This window comes from Mongoliitalea sp. (assembly GCF_054166905.1).
The window spans coordinates 12,779-38,563 of record NZ_JBSZCK010000012.1; the positions used below are offsets into that span (position 1 = coordinate 12,779).

Here is a 25,785-nt window from a genome sequence, read left to right on the forward strand (position 1 = left end):
ATATTTGAATTCGAACCTAAACTCATTAAAACCAAAAAAAGCGAGGTTATTCAACCTCGCTTTTTACTTGTAGTTCTATTTCTTCTCCTGATTCATCCAGGAATCTGTACTCCGTCACCGGAAGTGAGGAATCTTTAATCAGTTTAACCCACTTAAAGTATTTGAAAAACCACTTTACTCGTTTGGAAACCACACCATTTGTAAAATATGCATACAGGTATGGATGAAGTCCAATGTGGATGTTTGATACATTTTGGATAGTAGCAATATGTTCCAAGTCTTTTTCTAGCTGATCTGCTACTAGGATAGATGCTTGGATTTTGCCTGTTCCGTTACAAGATGGACAGACTTCTTTTGTGACAATATTGACTTCAGGTCTGACGCGCTGCCTCGTAATTTGCATTAAACCGAATTTGGTTAACGGCAGGACTGTATGTTTGGACCTGTCATCGTGCATTTCTTCTCTCATAGCATCATAAATGGCTTTTTTGTTGTCAGCCTTTTTCATGTCTATGAAATCCACCACGATGATACCTCCCATATCGCGGAGGCGCAATTGTCTGGCAATTTCTTTAGCAGCAACCAAGTTTGTTTTTAATGCTGTAGTCTCTTGGTCGCTTTCTTGATTGGACTTGTTACCACTGTTGACATCAATCACATGTAATGCTTCTGTGTGTTCGATGATCACATAACCTCCCTGAGGAAGGCTGATGGTCTGTCCAAACAAGCTTTTGATTTGCTTTTCTATTCCAAAACTTTCAAAGAGCTTCGCTTTTCCGTTGTAAAGCTTAACAATTTTTTCTTTTTCAGGGGCTATACTCCTGATGTAAGATCTGATTTGATCGTAGATCAATTCGTCTTCGACGGTGATTGCATCGAATGATTCGTTGAGCAGGTCTCGAATGATCGAGGAGGCCATACTCATTTCTCCGATTATCTTGTCGCAACTTTTCGCTTTGTGAAGCTTTTTGATACCATCTTCCCAAGTTGTTACAAGATTTCTTAAATCTTTGTCCAACTCAGTAACTGATTGACCTTCAGCAACTGTTCGAATAATTACGCCAAAATTGGCTGGCTTTATAGAAGTAATCAAGCGAACTAAACGCTTGCGTTCCTCTGCACTTCGTATTTTCTTAGATACATTGACTGTATCAGAGAAAGGAACGAGTACTATATAGCGCCCTGCCAAGGAGAGCTCACAGGAAAGTCTTGGACCTTTGGTGGAGATGGGTTCTTTTACCACCTGCACCAGTATCTGATTATTTTTAGAAAGGACATTGGAAATTTTTCCAAGCTTTTCGATATCAGGCTCTAGGTCAAAGTTTTTGAAGTTGAAGTTAGTATACCCATTGTTTTTGATCAATTTAGTGAACTTGTTCAGGCTATTGATCTGTGGTCCTAGGTCTTGATAATGCAAAAATGCATCTTTTTCATACCCTACATCGATAAAGGCTGCATTGAGGCCATTGACGATTTTACGGACTGTACCTAGGTAGATGTCTCCAACTTTAAACTGGTTTTCTCCACCCTCAGAGTGGAGTTCAACCAAGTTTTTGTCTTTTAATAGAGCGATCCGACTTCCGTTTTGAGCAGAATCGATTAGTAATTCTGTGCTCAAATTGGTCTTGTTTTATTTTTTAGTACAAGTAGTTAGAAACCAAACAAGAAGAAGTGATTACTTCTTCTTATGTCTGTTTTTTCTAAGTCTTTTCTTACGCTTGTGCGTAGCGATTTTATGTCTTTTTCTTTTCTTACCGCAAGGCATAGTTTTAAAGATTTAACGTGGAACAATAATTTTATAGTCTTTCCAAGTAGCTATCCACACTTGCCAAAATCATAGGATCTGAACTCATGTTTCTAACTTCCTGAAACTGCTTTTTTGCTTTGTTATTTTGCTTAGACTCAAAATAGCTTACAGCTAAGTAAAACTGACCTTGAATATTAGCAGGGTGATGCTTGACCAACTCTTCAAATCGCTCTGCAGCTCTTCTATGTTGACCGGATTGCATTGATAAGATCCCCATATTGAAAAGGGCATCTTCATTAGTAGGATCTGCATCCAATATTTCCCGCAACATAGTAATCCCTTGCATAGGATTGGATGAAGAAACATAAGTCATCGCCACTCTTGTTTTCAAATCTGAACGTGCTGGATTTTCATCCAAGACTTTATTCAAAAAGAAACGGGTTCTATCCGCAAGATAAGCAACCTTTTCTTCATTCAATGCAAATGTGTAGGCTTCATAATAAGCAATACCTGCTTTTTCGAAGCGCTCTATGGACTGTATTCTATCCGCAGCTTTATCTAGGAAGTATGCGGCAGAATCAAACTTACCTGCTTGGGAATATAAAGATGCAAGCGTATCTGCAAGCGCTGCGAAGCGCTCCAAATCATTTTCCTTACTGAGTTTTTCAGAAATGCGTTGCAATGCTTCCTGTGCCTCCGGGGCAATTGGTGCATTGTGCAAATCTTCCATACCGGAAGGGGTAGAACTGCCTGCTTCTGAAATAGCCGATTCACCATCATCATTTTTGACAATAACTCTAGGTAGTGAAAATAACAAACCTATAGCAACGACTCCTATAACGATGGCAATGATCTGTGACTTTTTCATAAGCAGGACTTTTACTCCAAATTAGTCTTGTGGAGCTAGTTCTTTAATTTTTTTGCTGTTTTTGATCTTCTCAATAAACACTTTAGAAGGCTTGAATGCTGGCACATAGTGCTCATCGATTACAATCGCAGTGTTCTTAGAAATATTACGTGCAATTTTCTTTGCTCTCTTCTTATTGATGAAGCTTCCGAAACCTCTCACGTAAATATTTTCTCCTTCTGCCATGGAATCTTTTACTACTTTGAAGAACGCCTCAACTGTCTGAGTCACATCGTCTTTCTGGATTCCAGTCTTTTCCGAAATCTTGGTGATTACTTCTGCTTTAGTCACTGTTGTTGAATTTAAATTATTATCGAATAAGCTTAACCAGCTATTAACCAACTATTTTTGGGACTGCAAATTTAAAGGAAGCAATTCAATATAAAAACAAAAAGACCAAAATTAGATTGAATTGTTTAACATTATCTTCACATCAAACATTCATATCACCTTGAGCACAAACGCATTTGCACACAATATTCTCCACTGGTTTGAGGCCAATAAGCGGGATTTACCATGGAGAAACACAAAAAACCCATACATCATTTGGTTATCTGAGATCATTTTACAGCAAACTAGAGTAGCTCAAGGGCTGCCATATTTTGAAAAATTTTTAAGCAATTACCCGACAGTTGAGAACTTGGCAGCAGCTCCGAGCGAAGATATCATGCGTTTATGGCAAGGATTAGGCTATTATTCGCGTGCTAGAAACCTCCATTTTTGTGCTCAGCAAGTGGTGAACGAATACGGAGGAAGGTTTCCAGCCACTTATAAAGAATTGCTTAAACTAAAAGGAGTAGGGACTTACACTGCGGCTGCCATCGCATCTTTTGCTTTTGATGAAGCCGTTGCGGTGGTAGATGGGAATGTATTTAGAGTCCTTGCAAGGTATTTTGGAATAGCTACTGATATTGCTAGCCATACAGGCAAGAAAGAATTTGAAGCATTAGCCAATGAAGTACTCCCCCCAAATATGGCCGGAAGCTACAATCAAGCAATTATGGAGTTTGGAGCATTGCACTGTACTCCTAACAAGCCAAGTTGCGACACCTGTACACTCAGGCAATCTTGTGTAGCACACACTAATAATCTAGTACAAGACCTGCCGGTTAAAATTAATAAAGTGAAAGTAAGGGAGCGGTATTTTCAATACTTTCAAATCGCTTGTGGGGACCAAGTAATTATCCGCCAAAGAGGACCTAAAGATATTTGGGAGGGTCTATTTGAATTTCCATTAATTGAAACAGACAAAAAAGAGGAGCTACAAACTGTCCATGAAGAGATTTTGAATGGCCTTGAAATTATTCCGACACAAATTGTCCATGATTCTTCACAAGTATTTAAACATATCCTGTCACATCAAAGAATTTTTGCCAACTTTGTGAAGTTCGAATTTGAAAAAAAGCATGAGGAACAGTTGAAACAATGGGCACATGCACAATATTGGCAGTTGGTATCAAACGAGACTTTTGACAACTTAGGAAAGTCACGATTGATTTTAAGGTATTTGAACGGTGAAGAATAATCCGTATATTTTAGGGATTCATTTTTGTTAAACATTTAAACAATTGAAACGATGGCAGGAGTAAACAAAGTTATTTTGGTTGGCAATTTGGGTTCAGACCCAGAAGTGAAGCATTTGGAAGGCGACAAAGTGGTTGCTAATGTAAGTCTGGCTACCACAGAGAGCTACAAAGACCGTAGCGGAAATAGGATCGACAACACGGAGTGGCATGATTTGGAGCTTTGGGACGGCTTGGCTAAGATTGCGGAGTCCTATTTAAAAAAGGGAAGTAAAATCTATGTAGAGGGTAAAATCAAAACCGATACTTGGCAGGATGAACAGGGAAATAATCGAAAAAAAGTCCGTATTCGGGTTTTGAACATGACTATGCTCGACTCCAGGCAAGAAGGAGGAGGAGCTCCAGCCCAATCGGGTGGTTATCAGCAAAGTCAACCTCAAAATAGGCCTATGCAACCAGTATCGTCCACACCTGAACCGCTTCAGGAAGATGATGATTTACCATTCTAAGCTTAAAGGCTTGAAATATTGTTTATTATTTGCTTAATTTTGCAAATATCAATTTTGAATGTAGATGGACGACCCATACCCGAGTCTTTTGTCGCTAGTTGAAACTGCACATGTTTCAACTAGCTACCTTTTGATAAATGCCTTGATTTTTGTCCTGCTATTAATTTCTTCTGGCTTAGTATCAGGCTCTGAAGTCGCCTTTTTTTCTTTAGACGCTGATGATATGGATGAGCTACAAAAAGAGCAGCATCCAAGATACCCGATAGCAAAAAAACTTATTGAGGCTCCCAAAAAACTCTTGAGTACCATATTGATTCTCAATAACCTAATAAATATTGCGCTTGTAACTTTGACAACTTTTTTTGTGTGGGATTTATTTGGGACTGATGCCAAAGGAATTGCAATACTCTTAGGACAAACGATAGGTGTAACTTTCTGTATTGTTTTCTTCGGTGAAATTGTTCCTAAAGTTTATGCCACAAAGGCCAAGAAGGAGTTTTCTCTGTTAATGGCACCCGCCTTGAGCATAGCTTCGAAGTTTTTGAGCCCTTTGTCTTTCCTGCTAATGAAATTCAGCCATATCATTGAACGCAGGATAGAGAAAAAAGGATATGCTCTTTCCGTAGATGAACTAAACCAAGCTTTGGAAATTACAAGTGAAGAAAGCACCGAAAGTGAAAAAGACATCTTGAAAGGCATAGTAAACTTTGGGACTTTGACTGTCAAGCAGGTAATGCATTCCCGAATGGAAATCACAGCTGTAGAGATCGATACCGATTTTCATGAATTGATGGATAAAATCAATAAATCAGGTTATTCAAGAATTCCTGTCTATCGAGAAACAATCGATAATGTGGAAGGCATCCTATACATTAAAGACTTACTTCCCTACATTGAGAAAGATGAATTTTTCGAATGGCAAAAGTTATTGAGAAAAAGCTTCTTTATTCCAGAAAATAAAAAAGTAGATACACTTCTTAAAGATTTTCAAAAAAAACGAGTTCATATGGCAATTGTCGTGGATGAGTATGGAGGTACTTCGGGGTTAGTGACCTTGGAAGACTTGATAGAAGAGATCATAGGGGAAATCAACGATGAGTTTGACGATCCAGAAGATTTTTATTTCAAAGAAATTGATAGCAATACGTTTATTTTTGAAGGCAAAGTATCCTTGAATGATTTCTGCAAAAAGTTAGACCTCGACCAGGGTTTATTTGACGAGGTCAAAGGTGAAAGCGAATCTCTAGGTGGCTTATTACTGGAATTAAATGCTAATCTTCCAAAAAATGGATCAAAAATTCAATTTGAATCTTTTGAGTTTACCATCTTGGCTGTAGATACTAAAAGAATCAAGAAAGTAAAGGTATCCTTACTTGACAAATATCCAGATAAACTGGGAAATTACGAAGACTAGCGAAACACCTCAATTTTGGTAAAATACTTATTTGCCAAATATAATTTCGCTAGTTAAGCTTTTAAACCTTCCGATCGTTATACTTTTTTGGAAGTCAGAATTAAAAAATTTTAATACCTTCTAAAAAAATTTAAGAAAACCATTTTTTACAATTCATCCACAAATTTTTGAATTTATAGACTAAAATCAAACCAATAATTGATTCAATAACAAAAATTGTCTTAAGATAAGGTCAAATTGAATACCATTTTGATTTTTTGTATTTATCAATGGAAAGTCATTTTTAATGAATAAGCCGTACCAAAGAGCTTATTTGGTTGATTAGATTTTAAAAAAAGTAATTTTTTTTGTATTTTTTGCAACTAAATTAAACAAACCTATTAAAAATTCTGTGATGAATAAAGGATTATACGATGAAGCATTTGAGCATGACGCCTGTGGCATAGGGGCGGTCGTCAACGTGAAGGGGGAAGCATCACATGAGACAATCAGCGATGCATTATTTATGCTCAGCAACATGGAACACCGAGGCGGTCGGGGAAGTGATCCCAAAACCGGTGATGGTGCGGGCATTCTCATTCAAATACCACATAACTTTCTTAAGGAAATTTGTAAAAGAGGCAGTATCGAGTTGCCCGAGAAAGGAAGTTATGGAGTAGGGATGACTTTTTTCCCAAAAAATAAACAACTCTACAAAAAATCAAAGGCACAACTCAATGCCATTCTTGAAGAGTTAGATTTCAAGCTACTAGGTTATCGAGAGGTTCCTGTAGATGAGACTGTTCCTGGTTCTGGAGCGCTCGATGTGATGCCAAACATTGAAATGGTATTTGTAGCTCATAAAAGCGGTTTGCAAGATATAGATTTAGAACGCAAACTGTTTGTTTTGAGAAATTATGCTACCAAAACGATTAACTCCAGCATACCCGGTGTCAACTCTTCCTTTTATTTTGCGAGTTTCAGTTCGGAGACACTTATATATAAGGGCCAATTACGAACCGATCAGGTATTGCCTTTTTATAAAGATCTCCAAAATAAGAACATCAGCTCGGCATTGGCGGTGGTACACTCCCGTTTTTCTACAAATACGTTCCCCAATTGGAGATTGGCTCAACCATTTCGCTACCTATCGCACAATGGAGAAATCAATACCATCAGAGGGAATCTCAACAAAATGAAATCCAAGGAAACGCTCATGCGCTCGGTGCATTTTACAGATGAGGAGCTTTCCAAGTTGATGCCGATTACCAACAAGCATAATTCTGACTCTGCCAATTTAGATGCCATGGTAGAGTTGTTGACTTTGAGTGGTCGACCGCTGCCGCATGTCATGATGATGCTCGTGCCAGAAGCTTGGCAGGACAATCAATTAATGGATAAAGAGCGAAAAGCATTTTATAAATTTCATGCTGCATTAGTGGAGCCTTGGGATGGTCCTGCAGCATTGCTATTTACAGATGGAAAATCGCTGGGAGCCACCTTGGACAGAAACGGATTGCGTCCATTGAGGTATTTTATCACCAAAGATGACCGTCTGATCTTATCTTCTGAAGCAGGTGCTCTACCTATCCGAGAAGCGAGCATTGTTGAAAAAGGCAGAATCAGTCCTGGTAAAATGTTGATGGCTGATTTGGTCAATGGCAAAATTTTGTTTGATGATGAAATCAAAAAGAGCATTTGCGACAATAAACCCTATGAAAAATGGGTCAATGAAGAGCGCTTAAAGCTGCGGCTGATGCCTGATCCAAAAAAATTGGACCATCCTTATTCCACAGAAAACATCAAGAAGCGTCAAACAATCTTTGGATATACCTCAGAGGAAATCAAGGTAGTCTTATCTCCTATGGGTGATACTGCTTATGAAGCAATTGGCTCTATGGGAGCGGATACACCCTTAGCGGTCTTGTCCAAGCAAAGCCAACATATCTCCAATTACTTTAAGCAACTGTTTGCTCAAGTTAGTAATCCTCCAATTGACCCTATACGGGAGCGATTGGTCATGTCTTTATTTACCAGAATTGGAGAAAGTCATAATATTTTAGCAGAGAGTCCCCGTCATACACGACAGATCCATATTTCCCAACCAGTATTACTCAATGAGGACTTGGAGAAACTCAAACATTTGGAGGAACATGGATACAGGTCAGTGACCTTAGCTTCTCATTTTGAAGCCAATCATGAGCCTGGAAGCTTATTGGCAGCGTTGAATAATCTATGCAAAGAAGCAGAAGGCGCAATCTATGCTGGTAAGAATATCATCATCATTTCCGATAGAAATTCAACCGAGCAAAAAGCCCCGATTCCTTCTTTATTGGCTATTGGTGCGGTGCATCATCACTTGGTGAAGAAAAAACTTCGAACACGAGCAGGGCTGGTGTTGGAGTCAGGAGATATTCGGGAAACCCATCATTTTGCCACTGCAATTGGGTATGGGGCTTCTGCCATCAATCCTTATTTGGCATTGGAAACCCTAGCTGATTTGAATGAGCGTGGATTGCTTTCCAAAACGCTTGATCAAAAACAGCTTTTCAAGAACTACCAAGATGCTCTGGGTAAAGGTTTATTGAAGGTATTATCCAAAATGGGTATCAGTACCTTGCAATCGTATCAGGGAGCGCAAATATTTGAAGCCATTGGCTTAGGGCCAGAAGTGATTGACAGATGCTTCAAAGGTACGATCAGTAGAATCTCCGGTATTTCTTTTGATGAGCTTGCTGAGGAAGTATTGATCCGCCATCAAGCTGCCTATGAGACACCAAGCACCATACTAGAAACGGGTGGTGTCTATCAATGGAAACGAAGAGGTGAAAAACACTTATTCAATCCAGAAACCATCCATTTGCTACAAAAGTCTACCCGCTTGGGAGATTATGAACTGTACAAAAAATTTGCTCAAAAAATCAATGAACAAACAAAAGATGCGCTTACCCTTCGAGGACTGTTTGAATTCAAAAAACGGATTTCAATCCCAATAGAAGAAGTAGAACCTGCCGAAGAAATTCTGAAGCGCTTTGCCACTGGTGCCATGTCTTTTGGTTCTATCTCGCATGAAGCACATGCGACTTTGGCCATAGCCATGAACAGAATCGGTGCTAAATCCAACAGCGGTGAAGGTGGTGAAGATGAGATTCGATTCAAAAGAAAAGAAAATGGAGATTGGGAACGCTCCGCTATCAAGCAAGTTGCTTCTGGTAGATTTGGAGTAACTTCCAACTACTTGACCAATGCAGAAGAATTGCAAATAAAAATGGCTCAAGGTGCCAAGCCTGGAGAAGGTGGTCAGTTACCAGGCCATAAAGTAGATGACTGGATCGGAAGAGTAAGACATTCTACACCAGGTGTGGGATTGATATCTCCTCCACCCCATCACGACATTTATTCTATCGAGGATTTGGCTCAATTGATTTATGATCTAAAAAATGCCAATCGCAGGGCACGCATCAATGTAAAATTAGTATCTCAAGCAGGTGTTGGGACGGTTGCTGCCGGTGTTGCCAAGGCTCAGGCTGATGTGATTTTGATCTCAGGCGCCGATGGTGGTACAGGAGCATCTCCATTGAGTTCTATCCGACATGCCGGCTTACCTTGGGAACTTGGTCTTTCTGAAGCCCACCAAACCTTAGTAAAAAACAACCTGAGAAGCCGTGTGGTCTTACAGACGGATGGACAGCTGCGAACAGGCAGAGATATTGCCATTGCAACCTTACTGGGAGCAGAAGAATGGGGAATCTCCACCGGAGCTCTCGTGGTGGAAGGATGTATCATGATGCGTAAGTGCCATCTAAACACCTGTCCCGTGGGTATTGCAACACAAGACCCTGAGTTGAGAAAACTGTTCACAGGTGATCCTGACCATGTAGTCAACTATTTCAAATTCTTGGTGCAGGACCTGCGGGAAATCATGGCTTCACTTGGCTTCCGAACTGTAGACGAAATGGTCGGACAATCGGATGTATTGAAAACAGGGCACATGGACCATTGGAAATGGGATAAATTAGATTTGTCCCCAATCTTCCACAAAGTAGAGGTTCCTGATCATGTAGGTATCCACAAGCAGATTGATCAAGAGTTTGAATTGAAAAAAATCTTGGATAGAAAACTCTTGGAAGCAGCTATTCCAGCTTTGGAGCAAGCCAATCCTGTTCAAGGAAGCTTTAAAATCAAAAATACGGACCGAACAGTTGGAGCCATGCTCTCTAATGAGATTTCCAAAATCTACGGAAGCCCGGGCTTACCCGAAGATACCATCCATTTTCGGTTTACCGGATCGGCAGGCCAAACTTTTGGTGGCTTCTTAACCAAAGGTGTTACTTTCGAATTGGAAGGTGAATCCAATGACTACTTCGGCAAAGGATTATCAGGAGGGAAATTGATTGTATATCCAAGTCGGAACGCCGCTTTTGTGCCTCATGAAAATATCATTATTGGTAATGTGGCATTCTACGGGGCCACCTCAGGTGAAGCGTATATCAATGGTAAAGGTGGAGAGCGCTTTTGTGTAAGAAACTCAGGGGTTCAAGCAGTAATAGAAGGGATTGGAGATCATGGCTGCGAGTACATGACTGGTGGACTTGTGATAAACATAGGCGAAATCGGGAGAAACTTTGCTGCCGGTATGAGCGGGGGTATAGCATATATCCTCAAAGAATACGAATACCTCATCAACACAGAGATGGTGGACTTGGATCCTTTAAATGAAGATGACTTCGTTACCATTAAATCCAAATTGCAGGTACATCAGCAACTGACTGGTAGTCTCTTAGCAACTGAATTTTTGGATCATTGGACCGAATACAAGGAAAAGTTCATCAAGGTAATCCCAAGGGATTATAAAGAGGTATTAAGAAAAAAAGCATTAGAAAAAACTTCAACATTGGTATAAGATGGGAGCTAAAGACGGATTTATGAAGTTTCAGCGGGAATTGCCCCAATCGCGTCCCCCGCAAGAACGAATCAACGACTACAAAGAAATATATCAGGATTTTGATCAAGATAAGCTAACAAAACAGGCCGCAAGGTGCATGGACTGCGGGGTACCCTTTTGTCATCAGGGTTGTCCTCTCGGAAATGTAATTCCAGAGTTTAACGATGCCGTGTATAGGAATGAATGGGAAGAAGCCTATTTTATTTTGAAAAGCACAAATAATTTCCCAGAGTTCACAGGTAGGATATGTCCGGCACCTTGCGAGTCTTCTTGCGTATTAGGAATCAACAAAGATCCTGTGGCCATCGAATTGATAGAAAAATCAATTGTAGAAAAGGCTTATGAAATGGATCTGGTCAAGCCTAATCCTCCCAAAACCCGCACGGGAAAAACAGTAGCTGTGATTGGTTCAGGACCCGCTGGATTGGCGGCAGCTGATCAACTCAACCAAGCTGGTCACGAAGTAACTGTATTTGAAAAAGATCAAAAAGCGGGTGGCTTGCTGCGTTACGGTATTCCTGATTTCAAGTTAGAAAAATGGGTAATAGACAGACGGATCAAATTGATGGAAGAAGAAGGGGTGATTTTCAGTACAGGTACAGATGTTGGCTTCAATATCAAGGCTGAAAATATACTTCGAAATTTTGATGCAGTAGTTATCGCCACTGGAGCACAACAACCTAGGTCCCTTAATATCAAAGGATCGGATTTGAAAGGGGTACATTTTGCCATGGATTTCTTGGGCAAACAAAACCAGGTAATAGCAGGTGAATTGGAAGAAAACCCTATCAACGCAAAAGACAAGCATGTAATCGTCATTGGTGGTGGTGATACGGGATCAGATTGTATCGGTACATCCAATAGACATGGTGCCAAAAGCATTACTCAATTAGAACTTCTTCCTAAGCCACCCCAACAACGTACGGTATTAAACCCTTGGCCAGAATGGCCGATGACCTTGAAGACGTCAAGCTCTCATGAAGAAGGTGCTGAGCGGGTATTTTCTATTTTGACCAAAGAGTTTATTGGCAATGCTAAAGGAGAAGTTACGGGGTTGGTGTTGGTCAATCTTGAGTGGAAAGAAGAAAATGGTCGAATGCGATTTGTGGAAATTCCCGGGACTGAGCGGACAATTTCCTGTGATTTGGCATTTATTGCTATTGGCTATACAGGTCCAGCAGAAAATGGTCTTTTGGGAGCTTTCGGTGTCAAACAATATGAAAATACATTACCAAAGTCCAAAAACTATCAAAGCACGAATTCTAAGGTATTTTTGGCGGGTGACATGCGAAGAGGACAATCTTTAGTCGTATGGGCAATATCAGAAGGAAGAGAAGCAGCAGTGGCAGTGGACGAGTATCTCATGGGAAGCTCAACACTTCCTAAAAAAGATGAGGGTTATTATGAAGTAGAAGAGCGCTTCATTGCTGAGTAAGAGTTTTAGTTTAGTTAACAGACCCAAAATCAAAAAGTGAGACCTTTGGCCTCACTTTTTTGTTTGCAAGCGGCAATCTATCGTTAAAACTAATTCATTACAGGGTTTAATTCGTTTGTGGGAGGCCCTTTTCTTTTGCGTTCTTGGGAACGCTTTCCTTCTGTACGTATACCTTCTTCACTCCACCCTCTGCGATTTTGCATGCGAGGACCATCACCTTGTCTTTGGCGGTTTTGCATCTGCGGACCTTCTCCCCTTCGTTGTTGATTTTGGGCACGCATTTCTTCCCACTTTTCTTTTTGTTCAGGAGTTAAGATCTCTTGGATGGCATCTCTCTGAGTGCGTTGCTGCTGCATCATTTTTGAGCGCATTTGCTGTCGCTCCTCTCGGAGGGCTTCCAATTCTGCTTGTCTTTTGGTGGCGTTTTCTAAGTTGATAGCGTATACAGCCTCTTGCTGCTCGGCTGTAAGCGCCAATTGTTCGGACATGCGCTCGGTCATTCGCTTAGCTCTTTCTTCAGGGTTTTGATTAGGTCCTGAACCTCTTTGTGCAAAACCTGCAAAAGAAATCAATAACATCGTGGCAATCAATAATAGCTTGTTCATGGCTTCTATAGTTTGGTATGTGTGAAACATGCGCGCAAGAAAGCTTTACCCGGGATTAGCCTTTTGTTGTGCAATTTATACCCTTTAGACTGAGGAAAGTGAAGGAGGTTTAATCTGTCAATCCTTTAAAAGTGTTAAGAAAGGTTAATAGAAAATGAGTGAATGGAGGTTGTGCGAATTTGAAGCTGGTATTGGAAAGTCAACAGTCGAATGTCAACGGTTTCATTTAGAGGTAAGCTAACTATTCAAGTTTTTTATTACCTGCATTCCTACTTGATTCATCGTAGCTTGTACAAAATGACCTATCTTTTAACTTTGACATTAAATCTACAAGCTCCATGAATAACATCTACTACTTCGGCTATGCCAGTAATCTGGATATTGATACTTTACAAGGAAGACTACCAGAGGAACCTACTTTAATCGGAATTGGAATATTAGCTAACCACGAATTTGAATTCAGTTTCCCCAATCCAGATGGAAGTGCACGGGCAAATATCCACGAGAAAAGTGGCTTACAGGTAATTGGATTGTTGTTTCAAATTTCTGAATCTTCCGTAGCATACTTCCTGAATTCTGAACCCGGTTATGACTTTGTAGAGAAGCAAGTGTTGTTGAATACTGAGGTAATTACTGCATACACTTTTCAGTCTAAAATTCGAAAAGAGGGTCTGCTCCCAAATCAGGATTATGTAATGACCATTCTTAGAGGAGGGGAAGCCCAAGGAATAGCTAAATCCTACCTTGCGGAAATCAAAAAGAAATCTCAAACCTCATAATCCGGTTCTTCGGTCATCCATTTTCGCTTAAACTCTTTCACATATCTAGGTCTAATCAACAAGCGAAGACTTGGGTCGAAAGAAAGGTACTTCCATGCCCAAGTCAGCAAAATTTCCAATTTATTACGAACGCCCAAAATGGCCATCAGGTGTACAAAAAGCCAAACAAACCAGGCAAAGAAGCCTCTGAAACTCACAAAAGGTAAATCTACCACAGCCATGCTTTTTCCTACTGTTGCCATGGAGCCTAGATCCTTATACTTAAATTGCTTCCAAGGTTTCTCCTTAAGCTCCTTCTTAAGGTTATTTGCCAAATTACTAGCTTGTTGGATGGCTACTTGGGCCACCTGTGGATGTCCCTTGGGATATTTTTCATCAATTAAGACACATTGATCACCTACTACAAAGACATTTTCTGCGCCTTTCAATTGGTTGAATTCATTGACCAACAAGCGCCCATTTGGAGCTTTTTGCTCATAAGTAATTCCTTCCAGCGTATTGGCCTTGATACCAGCTGCCCACAATAAAGTGACTGTCTCAATGGAAGGCTTGTCTTTTAACTGTACGGTAAATCCATCATAATCCGTCACCATCGTTTCCAACATCACTTCCACACCTAGTTGCTGAAGATACTCCAAGGCCTTATCTCGGGATTTTTCTTTCAAACCGGCCAAAAGACAAGGGCCTGCTTCTACAAGAATCACCCTCATGTCCTTAAAACTCAACTGAGGATAATCTTTGGGAAGCACTTTGTTGCGCAATTCAGCGATCGAACCGGCCAATTCCACACCCGTAGCCCCGCCACCCACAATTACTACATTCATAATGGGTTTGCGCTCCTCTGCATCTGCTATATTTACTGCCCGCTCGTAGTTAGAAATGATTTTATTTCGGATGTATAGGGCTTCTGAAGTAGATTTCATAGGGGCAGAAAACTTGTGGACATTGTCATTGCCAAAGTAATTGGTACTTGCACCCTGAGCCAAAATCAGGTAATCATAGGTCAATGTACCCAAATTGGTGAAGAGCAAATTTTCATCTTTTTGGATTTTTTGAACCACCCCCATTCTAAAAACCACATTGGGAGTTTTATGAAAAGCCCTCCGCAATGGAAAAGAGACTGCATCGGGCGGCAGGGCAGCGGTAGCCACTTGATATAACAGTGGCTGGAACATGTGGTAGTTGTTTTTATCCAACAAAACCACTTGGTAGGCTGTATTCGAAAGTTTTTGCGCCAACTTCAAACCGGCAAACCCTCCACCGACTATCACAATTCGTTTAAAAGTTGGATCACTAATGTTCGGTATGGGAGTCAAAGGCATACTCATAGCTACTGGATTTGCGTGTAAAAATGAAATGGTATAAACAAATATAAAAGATTTCTTAATTTTACCGAGCTTTTAAACAAATACACACGATGGGAAGAGCATTTGAATTCAGAAAAGAACGAAAGTTTAAGCGTTGGAGCAAAATGTCCAAGGTATTTACCCGCCTGGGTAAGGAGATAGTGATGGCAGTAAAAGCCGGAGGTCCGGACCCTGCCAACAATACCAAGCTTAGAACTGTAATTCAAAACGCCAAAGGTGCCGCCATGCCGAAAGACCGGATTGAGGCAGCTATCAAACGTGCGTCTAACAAAGACGAAAAGGATTACGAAGAAATCGTATATGAAGGATATGGTCCTCATGGGATTGCAGTAATTATAGAAACCTCTACAGACAATACAAACAGAACAGTTGCCAATATCAGAAGTTATTTTAGTAAGTGTAACGGTTCTCTTGGTACTTCGGGCTCAGTGAGTTTTATGTTTGACAAAAAGGCGGTTTTCCGATTTGCCCAAGGAGATTTCGACTTGGAAGAAATGGAATTGGATCTGATTGACTTTGGATTGGATGAAATTGCTGAAAACGAAGGAGAAATTTTCGTATACACTGCATTTGAGGACTTTGGCAGAATGCAGAAAGCCCTAGAAGATAGAAACATTGACATTACCAATGCCGATTTCCAGTGGTTTCCTGCGACCACTGTGGAACTATCTCCAGAGCAAGAAGAAGAAATCAATAAACTCATTGAAAAGTTGGAAGATGATGACGATGTCAACCAAGTCTTCACCAATATGGCGTAATTTTCACTCGAAGGTATTTTGGTAAAGCAATAGAAGCGAAGCTAGAATACCTTTTTTATAAATCAACTCATGGCATTTCCCAAACGGAAAAACATTCAATCAGAAAAAAGACAGTTTTTAATCATTGTTGGCAGCAAAAATCCTGTAAAAATCAGCTGCACCGATTCAGCCTTTCACCAAGCCTTTGACGATGCGTTCTTAATCGAGGGACTTAATGTTGGTTCTGGAGTTTCTAATCAGCCTGTAGGAGATCATGAGACCTATCAAGGAGCAATGAACAGAGCATTGAATTCCAAAGCAGTTTTCCCTGAAGCAGATTATTGGGTAGGTATCGAAGGTGGAATCGAAGAAATAGAGGATGAAATGCAAGCTTTTGCTTGGGTGGTAATCATCGATAAATCAGGTAAAATAGGAAAAGCAAAAACAGCAACATTCTTTCTCCCTCCGGCAATTACGGCCCTTGTGAAGGGAGGGATGGAACTAGGAGAAGCAGATGATCAATTCTTTCAACGTGAAAACTCCAAAACTGGAAATGGGGCTGTGGGTATTTTGACTCATGAGCGGATTGATAGAAAAAGTTACTATACACCTGCTGTCATTTTAGCGTTAATTCCATTCTTGAATCCCGAGATATACTAAAAAGATACCTATAATGGATAGATTTTATCAATTAGTTTTTCCATTCTATATCCATTAATTTTGCAGTCTAAAAATTACCAAAACGAAGATGCTACAAGAATTAGAAAGCGATACACTACAGCAATTTCTTGCTGATAATGAAAAAGTTATTGTACAATACGGAGCTACTTGGTGTGGCAATTGCCGTATAATGAAGCCAAAAATGAAAAGGCTTGCTGGCGAATTTGAGGATGTTAAATTCATCTATGTGGATGCTGAGAAATTCCCAGAATCCCGAAAATTTGCACAAGTAACCAACTTACCAACCTTTGCTGCTTTCAAAAACGGCACCTTGGTAAGCCAAAATCAAACGAATAAAGAAGAAATCCTAAAAAGCTTGGTTCATGAGATTACCTCTAATTAAACATGTGCTGGCTTTCGTAGAAGCTAATGACGAAGATTGGGTACATGAAACCTTAGAATTACTCGAACATCTAGCAGATAGTTCTGCTTTGAAGGATGAGGAGCTGGAAGTCATTGGTGAACTTATTTCAAACCTTTACGGTTCTTTAGAAGTTAATCAAATGATTAAGTCAGGACAAGACAAGAAAGAAGCCTTAAATGCATTTATGAAACGTGTTACTGGCTCCATCGATAAATAAAAGCTGAAGTTGTTTGTCACCCTAATGCAATGAATGCTATCAAGCCCCTTTTTGGGGCTTTGTTTTTTTACTGCTTAAGATTCCTCAAAAAATTGGTCAGAGCTACTCTCCAGTTGGGATCAGCATCCCAGGTAGGCCCAATATATAGTTCATCCCTTACAATTAATCGGATGTAATATTTGACCACTATGCGACTATTCTTTTCAGAGTCTTCGATAGGCAAACCCATACTTTGAAGTAAGTCTGCTTCTCTCCCTTCTACTTTTATCAACTGGAATTGTACACGGTCGGCAATCAATTCCTGATCTGTTTTGGCGGTCGTAAGGTATGCTACCTGATAAGGATAATATTCTCCAAAAATCTGCTCCAGACTATTACGTTCTTCCGCTTGCTCTGCCAAAATACTGGCTTCACTTTTGCCCAATAAATCATAGCGGAAATTAGCCAAGACACCAGCTTCAGAAGTTCCACTTGCTAGACGAACACCTAATTTAAACACGTCTAAGTTTAGCGGGTTTCTTGGCAAGAATCTTCTTGCGGTGGATGAGGCCATGGCCTGTTCCCCTCCTAAAAACTCCGGCACATCCAAAACAAGAAAGTTTTTGCTTCGGGTTGTTCTACCAATGGCGATCAATTGATCCACTAGCCCTTCTAGGGTTGGGGCTTCTAACCCCCACAAGGAAGATGAGCCAATAATCTGTTTGTTATTGCTAAAGGAACCTATGTGTAAAAATAATGAACCATTAGATTTTCGGGTCAAAATTGCCACTGTGCTGATTTGACGTTTAGTGAAAGCAGCTGCATATCCTGCTTGGGTTTCCTCTGATAAGGTCAAACGCTCCAATTCATAATATCCAACTGGATCTCCACCTGCTTCTTTCAATGCCGGATGGATATTCTCTGCCAAATCCTGCCAGGTAGCCACCGGGCTTGCTTGAGGAGAATTAGAAATCAATACAACTGTCTTACCCGCAAAAAATTCTTCTGGTAAAGCTCCTTGGGCATACGTTTGGCTGAGGTATATAAAAAGAAGGATACTTGCTAAAAGATATTTCATTGCAGTGTAGGCAGAACTAATAGATGTCAGTAATTTTACGAATATACACAACGAACAAAGTAAATAAATTATATGAAAAGATTTATCGGAATTCTTTTTCTATTGTTGACTTCTTTCAATCAGCAAAGTTTTGGCCAAAAAATTAATTCAGAACGCCTTCTTCAGGATTTGCAGTACTTAGCATCTGAAAAACTTGAAGGGAGAAAACCTTTATCTCAAGGAAGCTTGATGGCTAGAGAATATATTCGAGACCGATTCCGCGAACTCCAACTGACATCTCAATTCGAGGATTTTACTCAGTTTTTCAATTTTGAAAGCAATAGAGGGGGTATGCTTACTGCCTATGAGGATGCGGCCAACTTAGTAGGCTTTATTCCAGGCTCCTCGAGTGAAAAAATCATTGTGGTGATGGCTCATTATGATCACTTGGGTAAAATTAATGACCAAGTATTTTTAGGGGCAGATGATAATGCTTCTGGTACAGCAGCCGTGTTAGCTCTTGCCGAGTATTTTTCCAATAATAGACCAGCGCATTCCATGCTTTTTGCGCTGGTAGATGCAGAAGAAATGGGACATCATGGTTCAAAGGCTTTAGTCGCAGACTTCCCTTTTCCAATAGAGCAGGTTGCGCTTTGCATCAATATGGATATGGTTAGTAGGAGTGATGACAATGTATTGTGGGCCGTAGGTACCAATAGGTACCCTCAGTTAAAACCACTTATAGAACCTTTTACTAAGGATCAGACTATACAATTGAAAATGGGACATGACAATAAGGAAATCGACGGTCTTCAGGATTGGACTTTTGCTTCTGACCATGCCGCTTTTCATAGAAAAGGAGTCCCCTTCATATACTTTGGAGTGGATGATCATCAGGATTACCACAAGGTCACCGATACCTTTGAAAATATACAGCCTGAGTTCTTTATTAATGCTGTTAATTTAATTTTAAGAACCTTGATTTCCTTGGATGAAAATCTTTAGACTTATCCAAGAATCCTCAAAAGCAAATTAAATTTTGCAGTCTCCATTTATCCACCTTCCCCTTAGATTTTGAAATTTTAAAAATCTCATTTCCAAGGAGATATCCACAAAAACACTATTAACCTTTATTGCTTAATAATCTGTTTTTCAAGCATTTAAATGATTTAAAATGGGGCTTGTGGATAAGTGTGGATAAATGTGGATAATTTTTTCTTGCTTTTTTGACCCTTTGAATACGTTGCGTATAAGGCCTTTTTTATGAGTGGTCAAACCAAATTTTGCTTTTTACGTTTGGAATGAAGAATGGTTTAGTATTTTGAAAAATAGAATAAAATTTGGCTTCCATACATAGCCTGACGTTTTTCGTCGGTTGATTACATAAAAATGCATTTAATGCCTGATTTATTATTCAAATGTTAATTTAAATAGTGCAATTTTAACAATGAAAATTCTATTTGCATATTCCCTTCTTTGGATTTGGCTGGGTAGTTTTGCTCTTGACAAGAGAACAGAGATTGAACCTACAGTTTTTGAAATTATTAGCTTTGAGGATTTCGAAAAAATGATGGGTGAGTCGAGTTCAAAAATCAAGGTGTTTAATTTTTGGGCTACTTGGTGTGCCCCTTGTGTGAAAGAGATGCCCTATTTTGAGAAGGTGCAAGCGGATGACCCCGAAATCGAATTGATTTTTATTTCCATGGACGATGGTAGAAAACCCGAGCGAGTAACCAACTTTATTGAGCGTAGGGGCGTAAAAGCTCCTGTGTACCTATTAAATGATGTAGATTACAACAAATGGATAGACAAAGTTGACCCAAGTTGGTCAGGAGCTATTCCTGCTACATTGTTTATTAAGACTGATGGAAGCAAGTACTTCCATGAAGGTGAAGTCGATGAAATCGAATTAAAATCTATCATACAAAAACTCAAGTAAAATCCTATGAAACAGCTACGTGTTCTTTATTCCTTAGCATTGGCACTTTTGGTTACCATCAGCGTACAGGCTCAAGAGTCCGGCTTTCAAATTGGTGATAAAGCCAGCGACTTCAATCTGAAAAATGTGGATGGAAATATGATTTCCTTAGCAGGCATGTCAGACATCAAAGGAGCAATTGTAATTTTCTCCTGTAATACCTGCCCGTATGTGGTGGCCTACGAAGACCGAATGATAGACCTTCATAATAAGTATGCAGCTATGGGCTACCCGGTAATCGCTATCAATCCTAATGATGACAAAGTATCCCCAGGCGACAGCTTTGAGAAAATGCAGGAAAGAGCCAAAGAAAAGAATTTTCCTTTCCCGTATGTATATGACAAAACCCAAGAAGTCATCAAAGCCTACGGAGGAAGCAGAACACCTCATGTTTACCTACTCAACAAGGAAGGAAATGATTTCATTGTAAAATACATAGGAGCTATCGACAATAACTATCAGGATGCCAGTGCCGTAACCGAGCGTTATGTTGAAGATGCTATGTCAGCGATCATGGCTGGACAATCCATTGCAGTAACAACGACCAAAGCAATTGGTTGCACGATCAAGTGGACGAAAGCGGAGTAGTTAGCAGTGAAAAGTGAGCAGTGAACAGTGAGCAGTGAAAAATGAACAGTGGGCAGTGAACAGTGAGAAATTAGAAATGAGGAATTAAGAATGAATTGGTGCCATGGATTTTAACCCTCGGCATCCATTGAATTCTTGAAACAAAATCTATACAAATTTCTAAGGAATACACCAGATCAAATGCCGTGGCTTTTAAGCCCCGGCATTGAAAGGGAATTGAGTAGTGAGTAGTGGAAAAAGAAACAAGTGATTAGTGATTAGTTGATTCTCGTTTCTCGTCTCTCGTCTCTCGTCTCTCGCTTGTCGTCTCGGTCCCTGAGCTTGTCGAAGGGCTCGCTTCTAATATCACACAAAAAAAAGGCGGTTTTAAACCGCCCTTGCTTTATCCATTTGATTGATAATATCTTCGTAATCTAAATTATCCCAATTTTGAGTAATCAGTGGATCAGCCATTACTCTGTCCATGATTTTTTGCTGTAATTTTCCTTGGTAGTATGCTTCTGCATAAGGCATATGGGAGAATGTTACCATCGTATACAAAGGAATCCAATCCTTGGGATATAATTGATGTAACTTAGCCTCTATTTTCTTCCTCAAAATAAACTTTGGATCTGCTACATCATTTTTCATCTCTTCAAAGTTTTCCATCGCCAATTGACAAATAGCATCTGTGTTTGGCTTTCTTACTTTTTGGAATTTTGCAAAAACAAGCTCCCATGCATTGGTGCCATATTTTTCAATGATCTCATCCAAAATAAAGCAATCTTCAAACCCACAATTCATGCCCTGACCATAGAATGGTACCATGGCATGACAGGCATCACCTATTAAGAGTGAACTTTTGAGCATCCAAGGGAAGCATTCAATATTGATCAAAGATGATGTAGGATTTGCAAAAAACTCTTTGGAAAGATTAGGCATCAACTCAAAAGCATCATCAAAATAGGTTTTGAAGACACCCACTACATCTCGCTCATCATTGATATTTTCAAAACATACCCTGTCCCCTTCAAAAGGCAGGAATAAAGTACAAGTGAAAGATTTATCCGGATTTGGAAGGGCGATCAACATGAAATTTCCCCTTGGCCAAATATGGAGCGCATTGGGTTCCATCGCAAACTCACCTGCAGCTGTTGGCGGAATACTCAATTCTTTATATCCATGACTGATATATTTCTGACGATAGTCAAAACGCATCTGCTTCAGCATGGCATTCCTTAAGCTGGAGTAAGCCCCATCGGAACCAATAATCACTTCGGATGCTATGGTTTCTTTTTCTCCAGACTGTAAAGATGTCAGCTCAATTTGGAAATTTTTAAGGTCTACATCCTCAATTCTTGATTCAAAATTAACTTTTACTCCAGCCGCTTCTGCTTCATCAACCAAGAGTTGATTAAACTTACCTCTGGAGATAGAGTAGATTGCTTGATTTTCTTTTCCGTAAGGCAGGAAGTTGGTTTTCCCATGTTCGTCATGAATCATTCTTCCATACATGGGAATTGTCAATGGCTTAACCTTTTCTGTAAGCCCTGCTTTTTCAAGCGCCCTCCAGCCTCTATCAGAAAGCGCCATATTGATAGACCTCCCTTCTTCACGATAGGGACCTTTTCTATTATCGGCTCTTTTTTCATAGATCGAGACATCTAAGCCCCGCCTTTTTAAATATATGCTCAGCAATGACCCAATAAGACCAGAGCCTAAGATACTGATTTGATTCTTTTTCATAGGTTTGAGATTGTAACCCCTTACTTAAGCGAATTTTTGAAGGGATTGTTCAAGAATTTTGGCGAATCTGTACACGTCCAAGAAACTGTTGTACAGGGGTGTAGGTGCCAATCGGATCACATTTGGATTTCTCCAATCCCCTACTACACCATGTTTATAAAACTCATCAAAGACAGCTTTTCCACCTTTGTGAATCAATAATGACAACTGACAGCCTCGCTCTTGGACTGATGAAGGAGTGATAATTTCAAGAACTCCCGTCTCACCGCTGATTTCTTGGATCAGGAATTCCAAGTACCCTGTCAATTGCTCACTTTTTTTCCTCAATTGAGACATTCCAACTTCATGGAATATATCCAAACTTGCCTGATGCGCTGCCAAGGCTAAGACATTGGAGTTTGCCAATTGCCAACCATCTGCGCCAAACATAGGCTTAAATCCTTTCTCCATCTTAAATCGCTCCCCTTCATCATGTCCCCACCAGCCTGCAAAACGAGGTAGCTTGGGATTTTCTGCATGTCGCTCGTGAACAAATACGCCAGAGACATTGCCAGGACCAGAATTTAGATATTTGTACGAACACCAAGTAGCAAAGTCAACCCCCCAGTCATGCAAGTGTAACGGAACATTCCCGGCAGCATGTGCCAAGTCAAATCCAACTGGAACCCCCACTTGCTGACAGGCTTGGCTAATGGTCTTCATATCAAAAACCTGGCCAGTGTAGTACTGAAGCCCCGCCATCATGACTAATGCTAATTCATCTTGATGTGAGTGGATAGCATCTATGATATCCTCCGTTCGTATGGTATGCTCTCCTTCCCTTGGTCCAACTTCAATGATCGCATCATCTGGATCATAGCCATGAAATCTCACTTGCGTCTCTAACATGTACATATCGGAAGGAAATGCTCCTGCCTCTGTAATGATTATAAATTTTTGAGCTGTTGGTCGGTAAAAGGATACCATTAACAAATGAAGATTTGTGCTCAGGTTATTCATCGCCACTACCTCGTGTTCATGGGCACCTAGAATATGGGCAAGAGCTGGCTTGGATTTTTTGCGGATATGATACCATGCATCTTCCCCATGAAAATGTCCATCTACTGCTTTATCTGCCCAATTGTGAAGCTCCTGCTGTATATAGGATTCAGTGGTCTTGGGTTGCAATCCAAGGGAATTACCGCAGAAATAGATGGCCTCCTTCCCCTCCACTTGAGGGAAATGAAAGTTGGAACGATGATTTCTCAAGGGATCCTGTGCATCCATGCTGCGGGCAAATGCTTCTGTAAATTGATATGCGGTGGTGCTCATAATTCAGTATTGACTACTTTTGAACAGGAAAGGTGGGTTTTAAGTTTGATAAAACTCCCAAACTTACACTATTTCAATGGAAAAAATCGTGAATATCTCAAGGGAGAATTCCGTGATTATGTAATTTGCAAAAAAATCAGAACTATGTCCAAGGAAATCATCTATTCATCCGAAGCGCCCGCAACGATTGGGCCTTACAGCCAAGCAGTAAAAGCAGGAAATACCTTATATGTCTCCGGTCAAATCCCATTAGACGCGGAAACCGGTGAATTGATCAATGAAAACATTACCGAAGAAACACATGCGGTTATGAAAAATTTGGAAGCGGTCCTTCGCGCGGCAGGTTATGGATTTGAACATGTGGTCAAATGCACCATTTTTATCAAAGACATGGGTCAGTTTGCTACCATTAATGAAGCATACGGACAATATTTCAAAAGCTATCCCCCGGCAAGAGAAACGGTAGAAGTCAGCCGCTTGCCAAAAGATGTCAATGTGGAAATTTCCTGCATTGCGGTGAAATAAGGGATTTTGATAGCATACAATTCATTAAATTTCATGAAATAAGACCTTTTCTAGTAGTAGTATGGCATTTTATTAAGAATTAGCTTAACTACATAGGAATGCCCCAATTTGGAGGAAAGTCAAATTCCAACTAGCCATCACATTGGCCTATACAACTAAGAGATGAGCTGTGTTTGTGTAAGTTGCTATAATTGAAAATTAATTTTTCAATTCATGTTTTATAACGACCAGTTCATCACTTAACTTTTTCGCCAAATCTGTGAATGGAGTCATGGAACCATTCCAATTTTTTTTGTTGTAATGGTCCAAAACTACTTCATTGGACATAAAAGAAAATATAGAATTTTCAAAAATAAATGGGGCATTGAACCATTCCAATCCTCCATCAATATCATTGGTCCAATAAGGTGAAGTCCATGCCGTTCCTTTATGTAACTCTACCAAAGTCAATTTATATCCATTCCTGTTTAAATATGTCGTAATTAACGTATTGCCATCAGTACTAAGATGTGGATAGTGCCAAAAAGTCTTGTTTATAAACGCTTCTTCATTGCGTTTAAAGGCTTTTTGCTGCGAACTTAATCCATGAAATTCCTTGGGATTCAATCTAAACTTACCAAAATCAAGAATTATCTTTTCCTCCAATTTTGCATTAATAATTTTGTAAATGGTATCAATTGAGGTAGTTGAAAAATACGAATCGTTACCGTTTACAAATAAGTTACCTTTTTCATGGAAATGAAAAGCTTTATGTGAAAATACATCTGGAACAATAGGATCACTATTTTTATTCTTGAGATCTAATGAGAATATATCAAAGTCTTTTCCACCATTAGGCAGTGACTCATTAAACATGTATGGGGGAATGAACGCCAAATATTCATTATTACCTGTAATAACAAAGTTCTCCATTTTTATTGGGAGTTTGAATTCCTCCAAAAAATTTCCAGCAATATCAAATTTTAGTATTCTCTCAGGTGTGAGCAATTCTATCTGATTATTTCCTGAATTAAAAATAAAGTTTAAAATTGCTGTGTACTCTCCAGGCCCTTCTCCATAATGATTGATTAGTCCTGTAAGTTCACCTTCTTGGTTGAAGATAAATATTTTCAACCCGTCGAGATAATCACCAATTATATAATGATTGCCTGTAAAAATCGCTTTATCAATTTTGGTTATATTAAGGTGGTATGGGATTTTTAGGCTTGTATAACTTATATTTTCAAAAATGTCTGAAAACTTCGCCTCCTCTTTTATTTCTACGGGATAAATAGTTGTACGAACAATATCCTCTGTTTTGTTGGACGAGCAGGCATATAAGAGTATCGTCAATAATAAGATTAAGGCCCCCATTCTCATATAATTATTATTTCG

At 39.8% G+C, this 25,785-nt stretch carries 23 protein-coding genes; 14 read left to right on the forward strand and 9 right to left on the reverse strand.

All coding sequences use genetic code 11. From position 1 onward, the window contains the following. Positions 1 to 46: 46 nt before the first annotated feature. The 3 genes from ACXIUD_RS03390 to ACXIUD_RS03400 form a co-directional block, all read right to left on the reverse strand. The gene (locus tag ACXIUD_RS03390) at positions 47 to 1,618 is read right to left on the reverse strand and encodes an Rne/Rng family ribonuclease (RefSeq protein ID WP_458051211.1); all 1,572 of its coding nucleotides are present in this window, start codon (positions 1,616 to 1,618) and stop codon (positions 47 to 49) included. A 178-nt stretch (positions 1,619 to 1,796) separates the two neighbouring features. Beyond that, a complete protein-coding gene (locus ACXIUD_RS03395) occupies positions 1,797 to 2,615 on the reverse strand; it encodes a tetratricopeptide repeat protein (RefSeq protein ID WP_458051212.1) in 819 nt (272 codons plus the stop codon). Positions 2,616 to 2,636: 21 nt separating this feature from the next. Next, positions 2,637 to 2,996 carry an HU family DNA-binding protein gene (locus tag ACXIUD_RS03400; protein ID WP_262893061.1) on the reverse strand — a complete coding sequence of 120 codons (360 nt, stop codon included), beginning with the start codon at positions 2,994 to 2,996 and terminating at the stop codon, positions 2,637 to 2,639. A 109-nt stretch (positions 2,997 to 3,105) separates the two neighbouring features. On the opposite strand from ACXIUD_RS03400, the gene mutY reads away from it, so the two are divergent. The 5 genes from mutY (at position 3,106) to ACXIUD_RS03425 (ending at position 12,459) form a co-directional block, all read left to right on the forward strand. Continuing rightward, positions 3,106 to 4,179: an A/G-specific adenine glycosylase gene (mutY, locus tag ACXIUD_RS03405; protein WP_458051213.1), complete on the forward strand. Its 1,074-nt coding sequence runs from the start codon at positions 3,106 to 3,108 to the stop codon at positions 4,177 to 4,179. Positions 4,180 to 4,230: 51 nt separating this feature from the next. Then, positions 4,231 to 4,686: a single-stranded DNA-binding protein gene (locus tag ACXIUD_RS03410; RefSeq protein ID WP_458051214.1), complete on the forward strand. Its 456-nt coding sequence runs from the start codon at positions 4,231 to 4,233 to the stop codon at positions 4,684 to 4,686. A gap of 64 nt (positions 4,687 to 4,750) precedes the next feature. After that, positions 4,751 to 6,100: a gliding motility-associated protein GldE gene (gene gldE / locus ACXIUD_RS03415; RefSeq protein ID WP_458051215.1), complete on the forward strand. Its 1,350-nt coding sequence runs from the start codon at positions 4,751 to 4,753 to the stop codon at positions 6,098 to 6,100. 394 nt (positions 6,101 to 6,494) lie between these two features. After that, the gene (gene gltB, locus ACXIUD_RS03420) at positions 6,495 to 10,982 is read left to right on the forward strand and encodes a glutamate synthase large subunit (RefSeq protein WP_458051216.1); all 4,488 of its coding nucleotides are present in this window, start codon (positions 6,495 to 6,497) and stop codon (positions 10,980 to 10,982) included. 1 nt (position 10,983) lies between these two features. Beyond that, positions 10,984 to 12,459, forward strand: coding sequence for a glutamate synthase subunit beta (locus ACXIUD_RS03425; RefSeq protein WP_458051217.1), 1,476 nt, complete (start codon positions 10,984 to 10,986; stop codon positions 12,457 to 12,459). A gap of 89 nt (positions 12,460 to 12,548) precedes the next feature. On the opposite strand, the gene ACXIUD_RS03430 is transcribed toward ACXIUD_RS03425, so the two are convergent. Further along, entirely contained in the window at positions 12,549 to 13,064 is a 516-nt protein-coding gene (locus ACXIUD_RS03430; RefSeq protein ID WP_458051218.1) for a Spy/CpxP family protein refolding chaperone, read from the reverse strand. A gap of 338 nt (positions 13,065 to 13,402) precedes the next feature. Here ACXIUD_RS03430 and ACXIUD_RS03435 point away from each other — a divergent pair, with 338 nt between their 5' ends. Further along, positions 13,403 to 13,843 (forward strand): gamma-glutamylcyclotransferase, encoded by a 441-nt coding sequence (locus ACXIUD_RS03435; RefSeq protein ID WP_458051219.1) that lies wholly within the window; start codon positions 13,403 to 13,405, stop codon positions 13,841 to 13,843. Here ACXIUD_RS03435 and ACXIUD_RS03440 read toward each other — a convergent pair. After that, the gene (locus ACXIUD_RS03440; protein ID WP_458051220.1) at positions 13,831 to 15,171 is read right to left on the reverse strand and encodes an NAD(P)/FAD-dependent oxidoreductase; all 1,341 of its coding nucleotides are present in this window, start codon (positions 15,169 to 15,171) and stop codon (positions 13,831 to 13,833) included. The genes ACXIUD_RS03435 and ACXIUD_RS03440 overlap by 13 nt on opposite strands. A gap of 89 nt (positions 15,172 to 15,260) precedes the next feature. On the opposite strand from ACXIUD_RS03440, the gene ACXIUD_RS03445 reads away from it, so the two are divergent. From ACXIUD_RS03445 to ACXIUD_RS03460, 4 genes are all read left to right on the forward strand, one after another. Continuing rightward, on the forward strand, positions 15,261 to 15,968 hold the full coding sequence (locus tag ACXIUD_RS03445; protein ID WP_458051221.1) for a YebC/PmpR family DNA-binding transcriptional regulator: 708 nt from the start codon (positions 15,261 to 15,263) through the stop codon (positions 15,966 to 15,968). 69 nt (positions 15,969 to 16,037) lie between these two features. Next, on the forward strand, positions 16,038 to 16,607 hold the full coding sequence (gene yjjX, locus ACXIUD_RS03450) for an inosine/xanthosine triphosphatase (protein WP_458051222.1): 570 nt from the start codon (positions 16,038 to 16,040) through the stop codon (positions 16,605 to 16,607). Between the two features lie 88 nt (positions 16,608 to 16,695). Further along, on the forward strand, positions 16,696 to 17,010 hold the full coding sequence (locus tag ACXIUD_RS03455) for a thioredoxin family protein (protein WP_458051223.1): 315 nt from the start codon (positions 16,696 to 16,698) through the stop codon (positions 17,008 to 17,010). Further along, positions 16,991 to 17,248, forward strand: a complete 258-nt coding sequence (locus tag ACXIUD_RS03460) for a DUF6952 family protein (RefSeq protein ID WP_458051224.1) — start codon at positions 16,991 to 16,993, stop codon at positions 17,246 to 17,248. The genes ACXIUD_RS03455 and ACXIUD_RS03460 overlap by 20 nt, the downstream gene beginning before the upstream one ends. 67 nt (positions 17,249 to 17,315) lie before the next feature. Here ACXIUD_RS03460 and ACXIUD_RS03465 read toward each other — a convergent pair whose 3' ends face one another. Then, positions 17,316 to 18,305 carry an NTPase gene (locus ACXIUD_RS03465; protein WP_458051225.1) on the reverse strand — a complete coding sequence of 330 codons (990 nt, stop codon included), beginning with the start codon at positions 18,303 to 18,305 and terminating at the stop codon, positions 17,316 to 17,318. Between the two features lie 72 nt (positions 18,306 to 18,377). On the opposite strand from ACXIUD_RS03465, the gene ACXIUD_RS03470 reads away from it, so the two are divergent. From ACXIUD_RS03470 to ACXIUD_RS03480, 3 genes are all read left to right on the forward strand, one after another. After that, the gene (locus tag ACXIUD_RS03470; RefSeq protein WP_458051226.1) at positions 18,378 to 19,289 is read left to right on the forward strand and encodes a M28 family peptidase; all 912 of its coding nucleotides are present in this window, start codon (positions 18,378 to 18,380) and stop codon (positions 19,287 to 19,289) included. 442 nt (positions 19,290 to 19,731) lie between these two features. Then, positions 19,732 to 20,223 carry a redoxin domain-containing protein gene (locus ACXIUD_RS03475; protein WP_458051227.1) on the forward strand — a complete coding sequence of 164 codons (492 nt, stop codon included), beginning with the start codon at positions 19,732 to 19,734 and terminating at the stop codon, positions 20,221 to 20,223. A 6-nt stretch (positions 20,224 to 20,229) separates the two neighbouring features. Continuing rightward, a complete protein-coding gene (locus ACXIUD_RS03480) occupies positions 20,230 to 20,850 on the forward strand; it encodes a thioredoxin family protein (protein WP_458051228.1) in 621 nt (206 codons plus the stop codon). Between the two features lie 366 nt (positions 20,851 to 21,216). On the opposite strand, the gene ACXIUD_RS03485 is transcribed toward ACXIUD_RS03480, so the two are convergent. Together ACXIUD_RS03485 and kynU are read right to left on the reverse strand one after the other, a co-directional pair. Then, positions 21,217 to 22,575, reverse strand: coding sequence for an FAD-dependent oxidoreductase (locus tag ACXIUD_RS03485; protein ID WP_458051229.1), 1,359 nt, complete (start codon positions 22,573 to 22,575; stop codon positions 21,217 to 21,219). A 24-nt stretch (positions 22,576 to 22,599) separates the two neighbouring features. Then, the gene (gene kynU, locus ACXIUD_RS03490) at positions 22,600 to 23,886 is read right to left on the reverse strand and encodes a kynureninase (RefSeq protein ID WP_458051230.1); all 1,287 of its coding nucleotides are present in this window, start codon (positions 23,884 to 23,886) and stop codon (positions 22,600 to 22,602) included. Positions 23,887 to 24,030: 144 nt separating this feature from the next. Here kynU and ACXIUD_RS03495 point away from each other — a divergent pair, with 144 nt between their 5' ends. Then, on the forward strand, positions 24,031 to 24,411 hold the full coding sequence (locus tag ACXIUD_RS03495) for a RidA family protein (protein WP_458051231.1): 381 nt from the start codon (positions 24,031 to 24,033) through the stop codon (positions 24,409 to 24,411). Between the two features lie 198 nt (positions 24,412 to 24,609). Here ACXIUD_RS03495 and ACXIUD_RS03500 read toward each other — a convergent pair whose 3' ends face one another. Next, a complete protein-coding gene (locus ACXIUD_RS03500) occupies positions 24,610 to 25,770 on the reverse strand; it encodes a 6-bladed beta-propeller (protein WP_458051232.1) in 1,161 nt (386 codons plus the stop codon). Between the last annotated feature and the right edge of the window lie 15 nt (positions 25,771 to 25,785).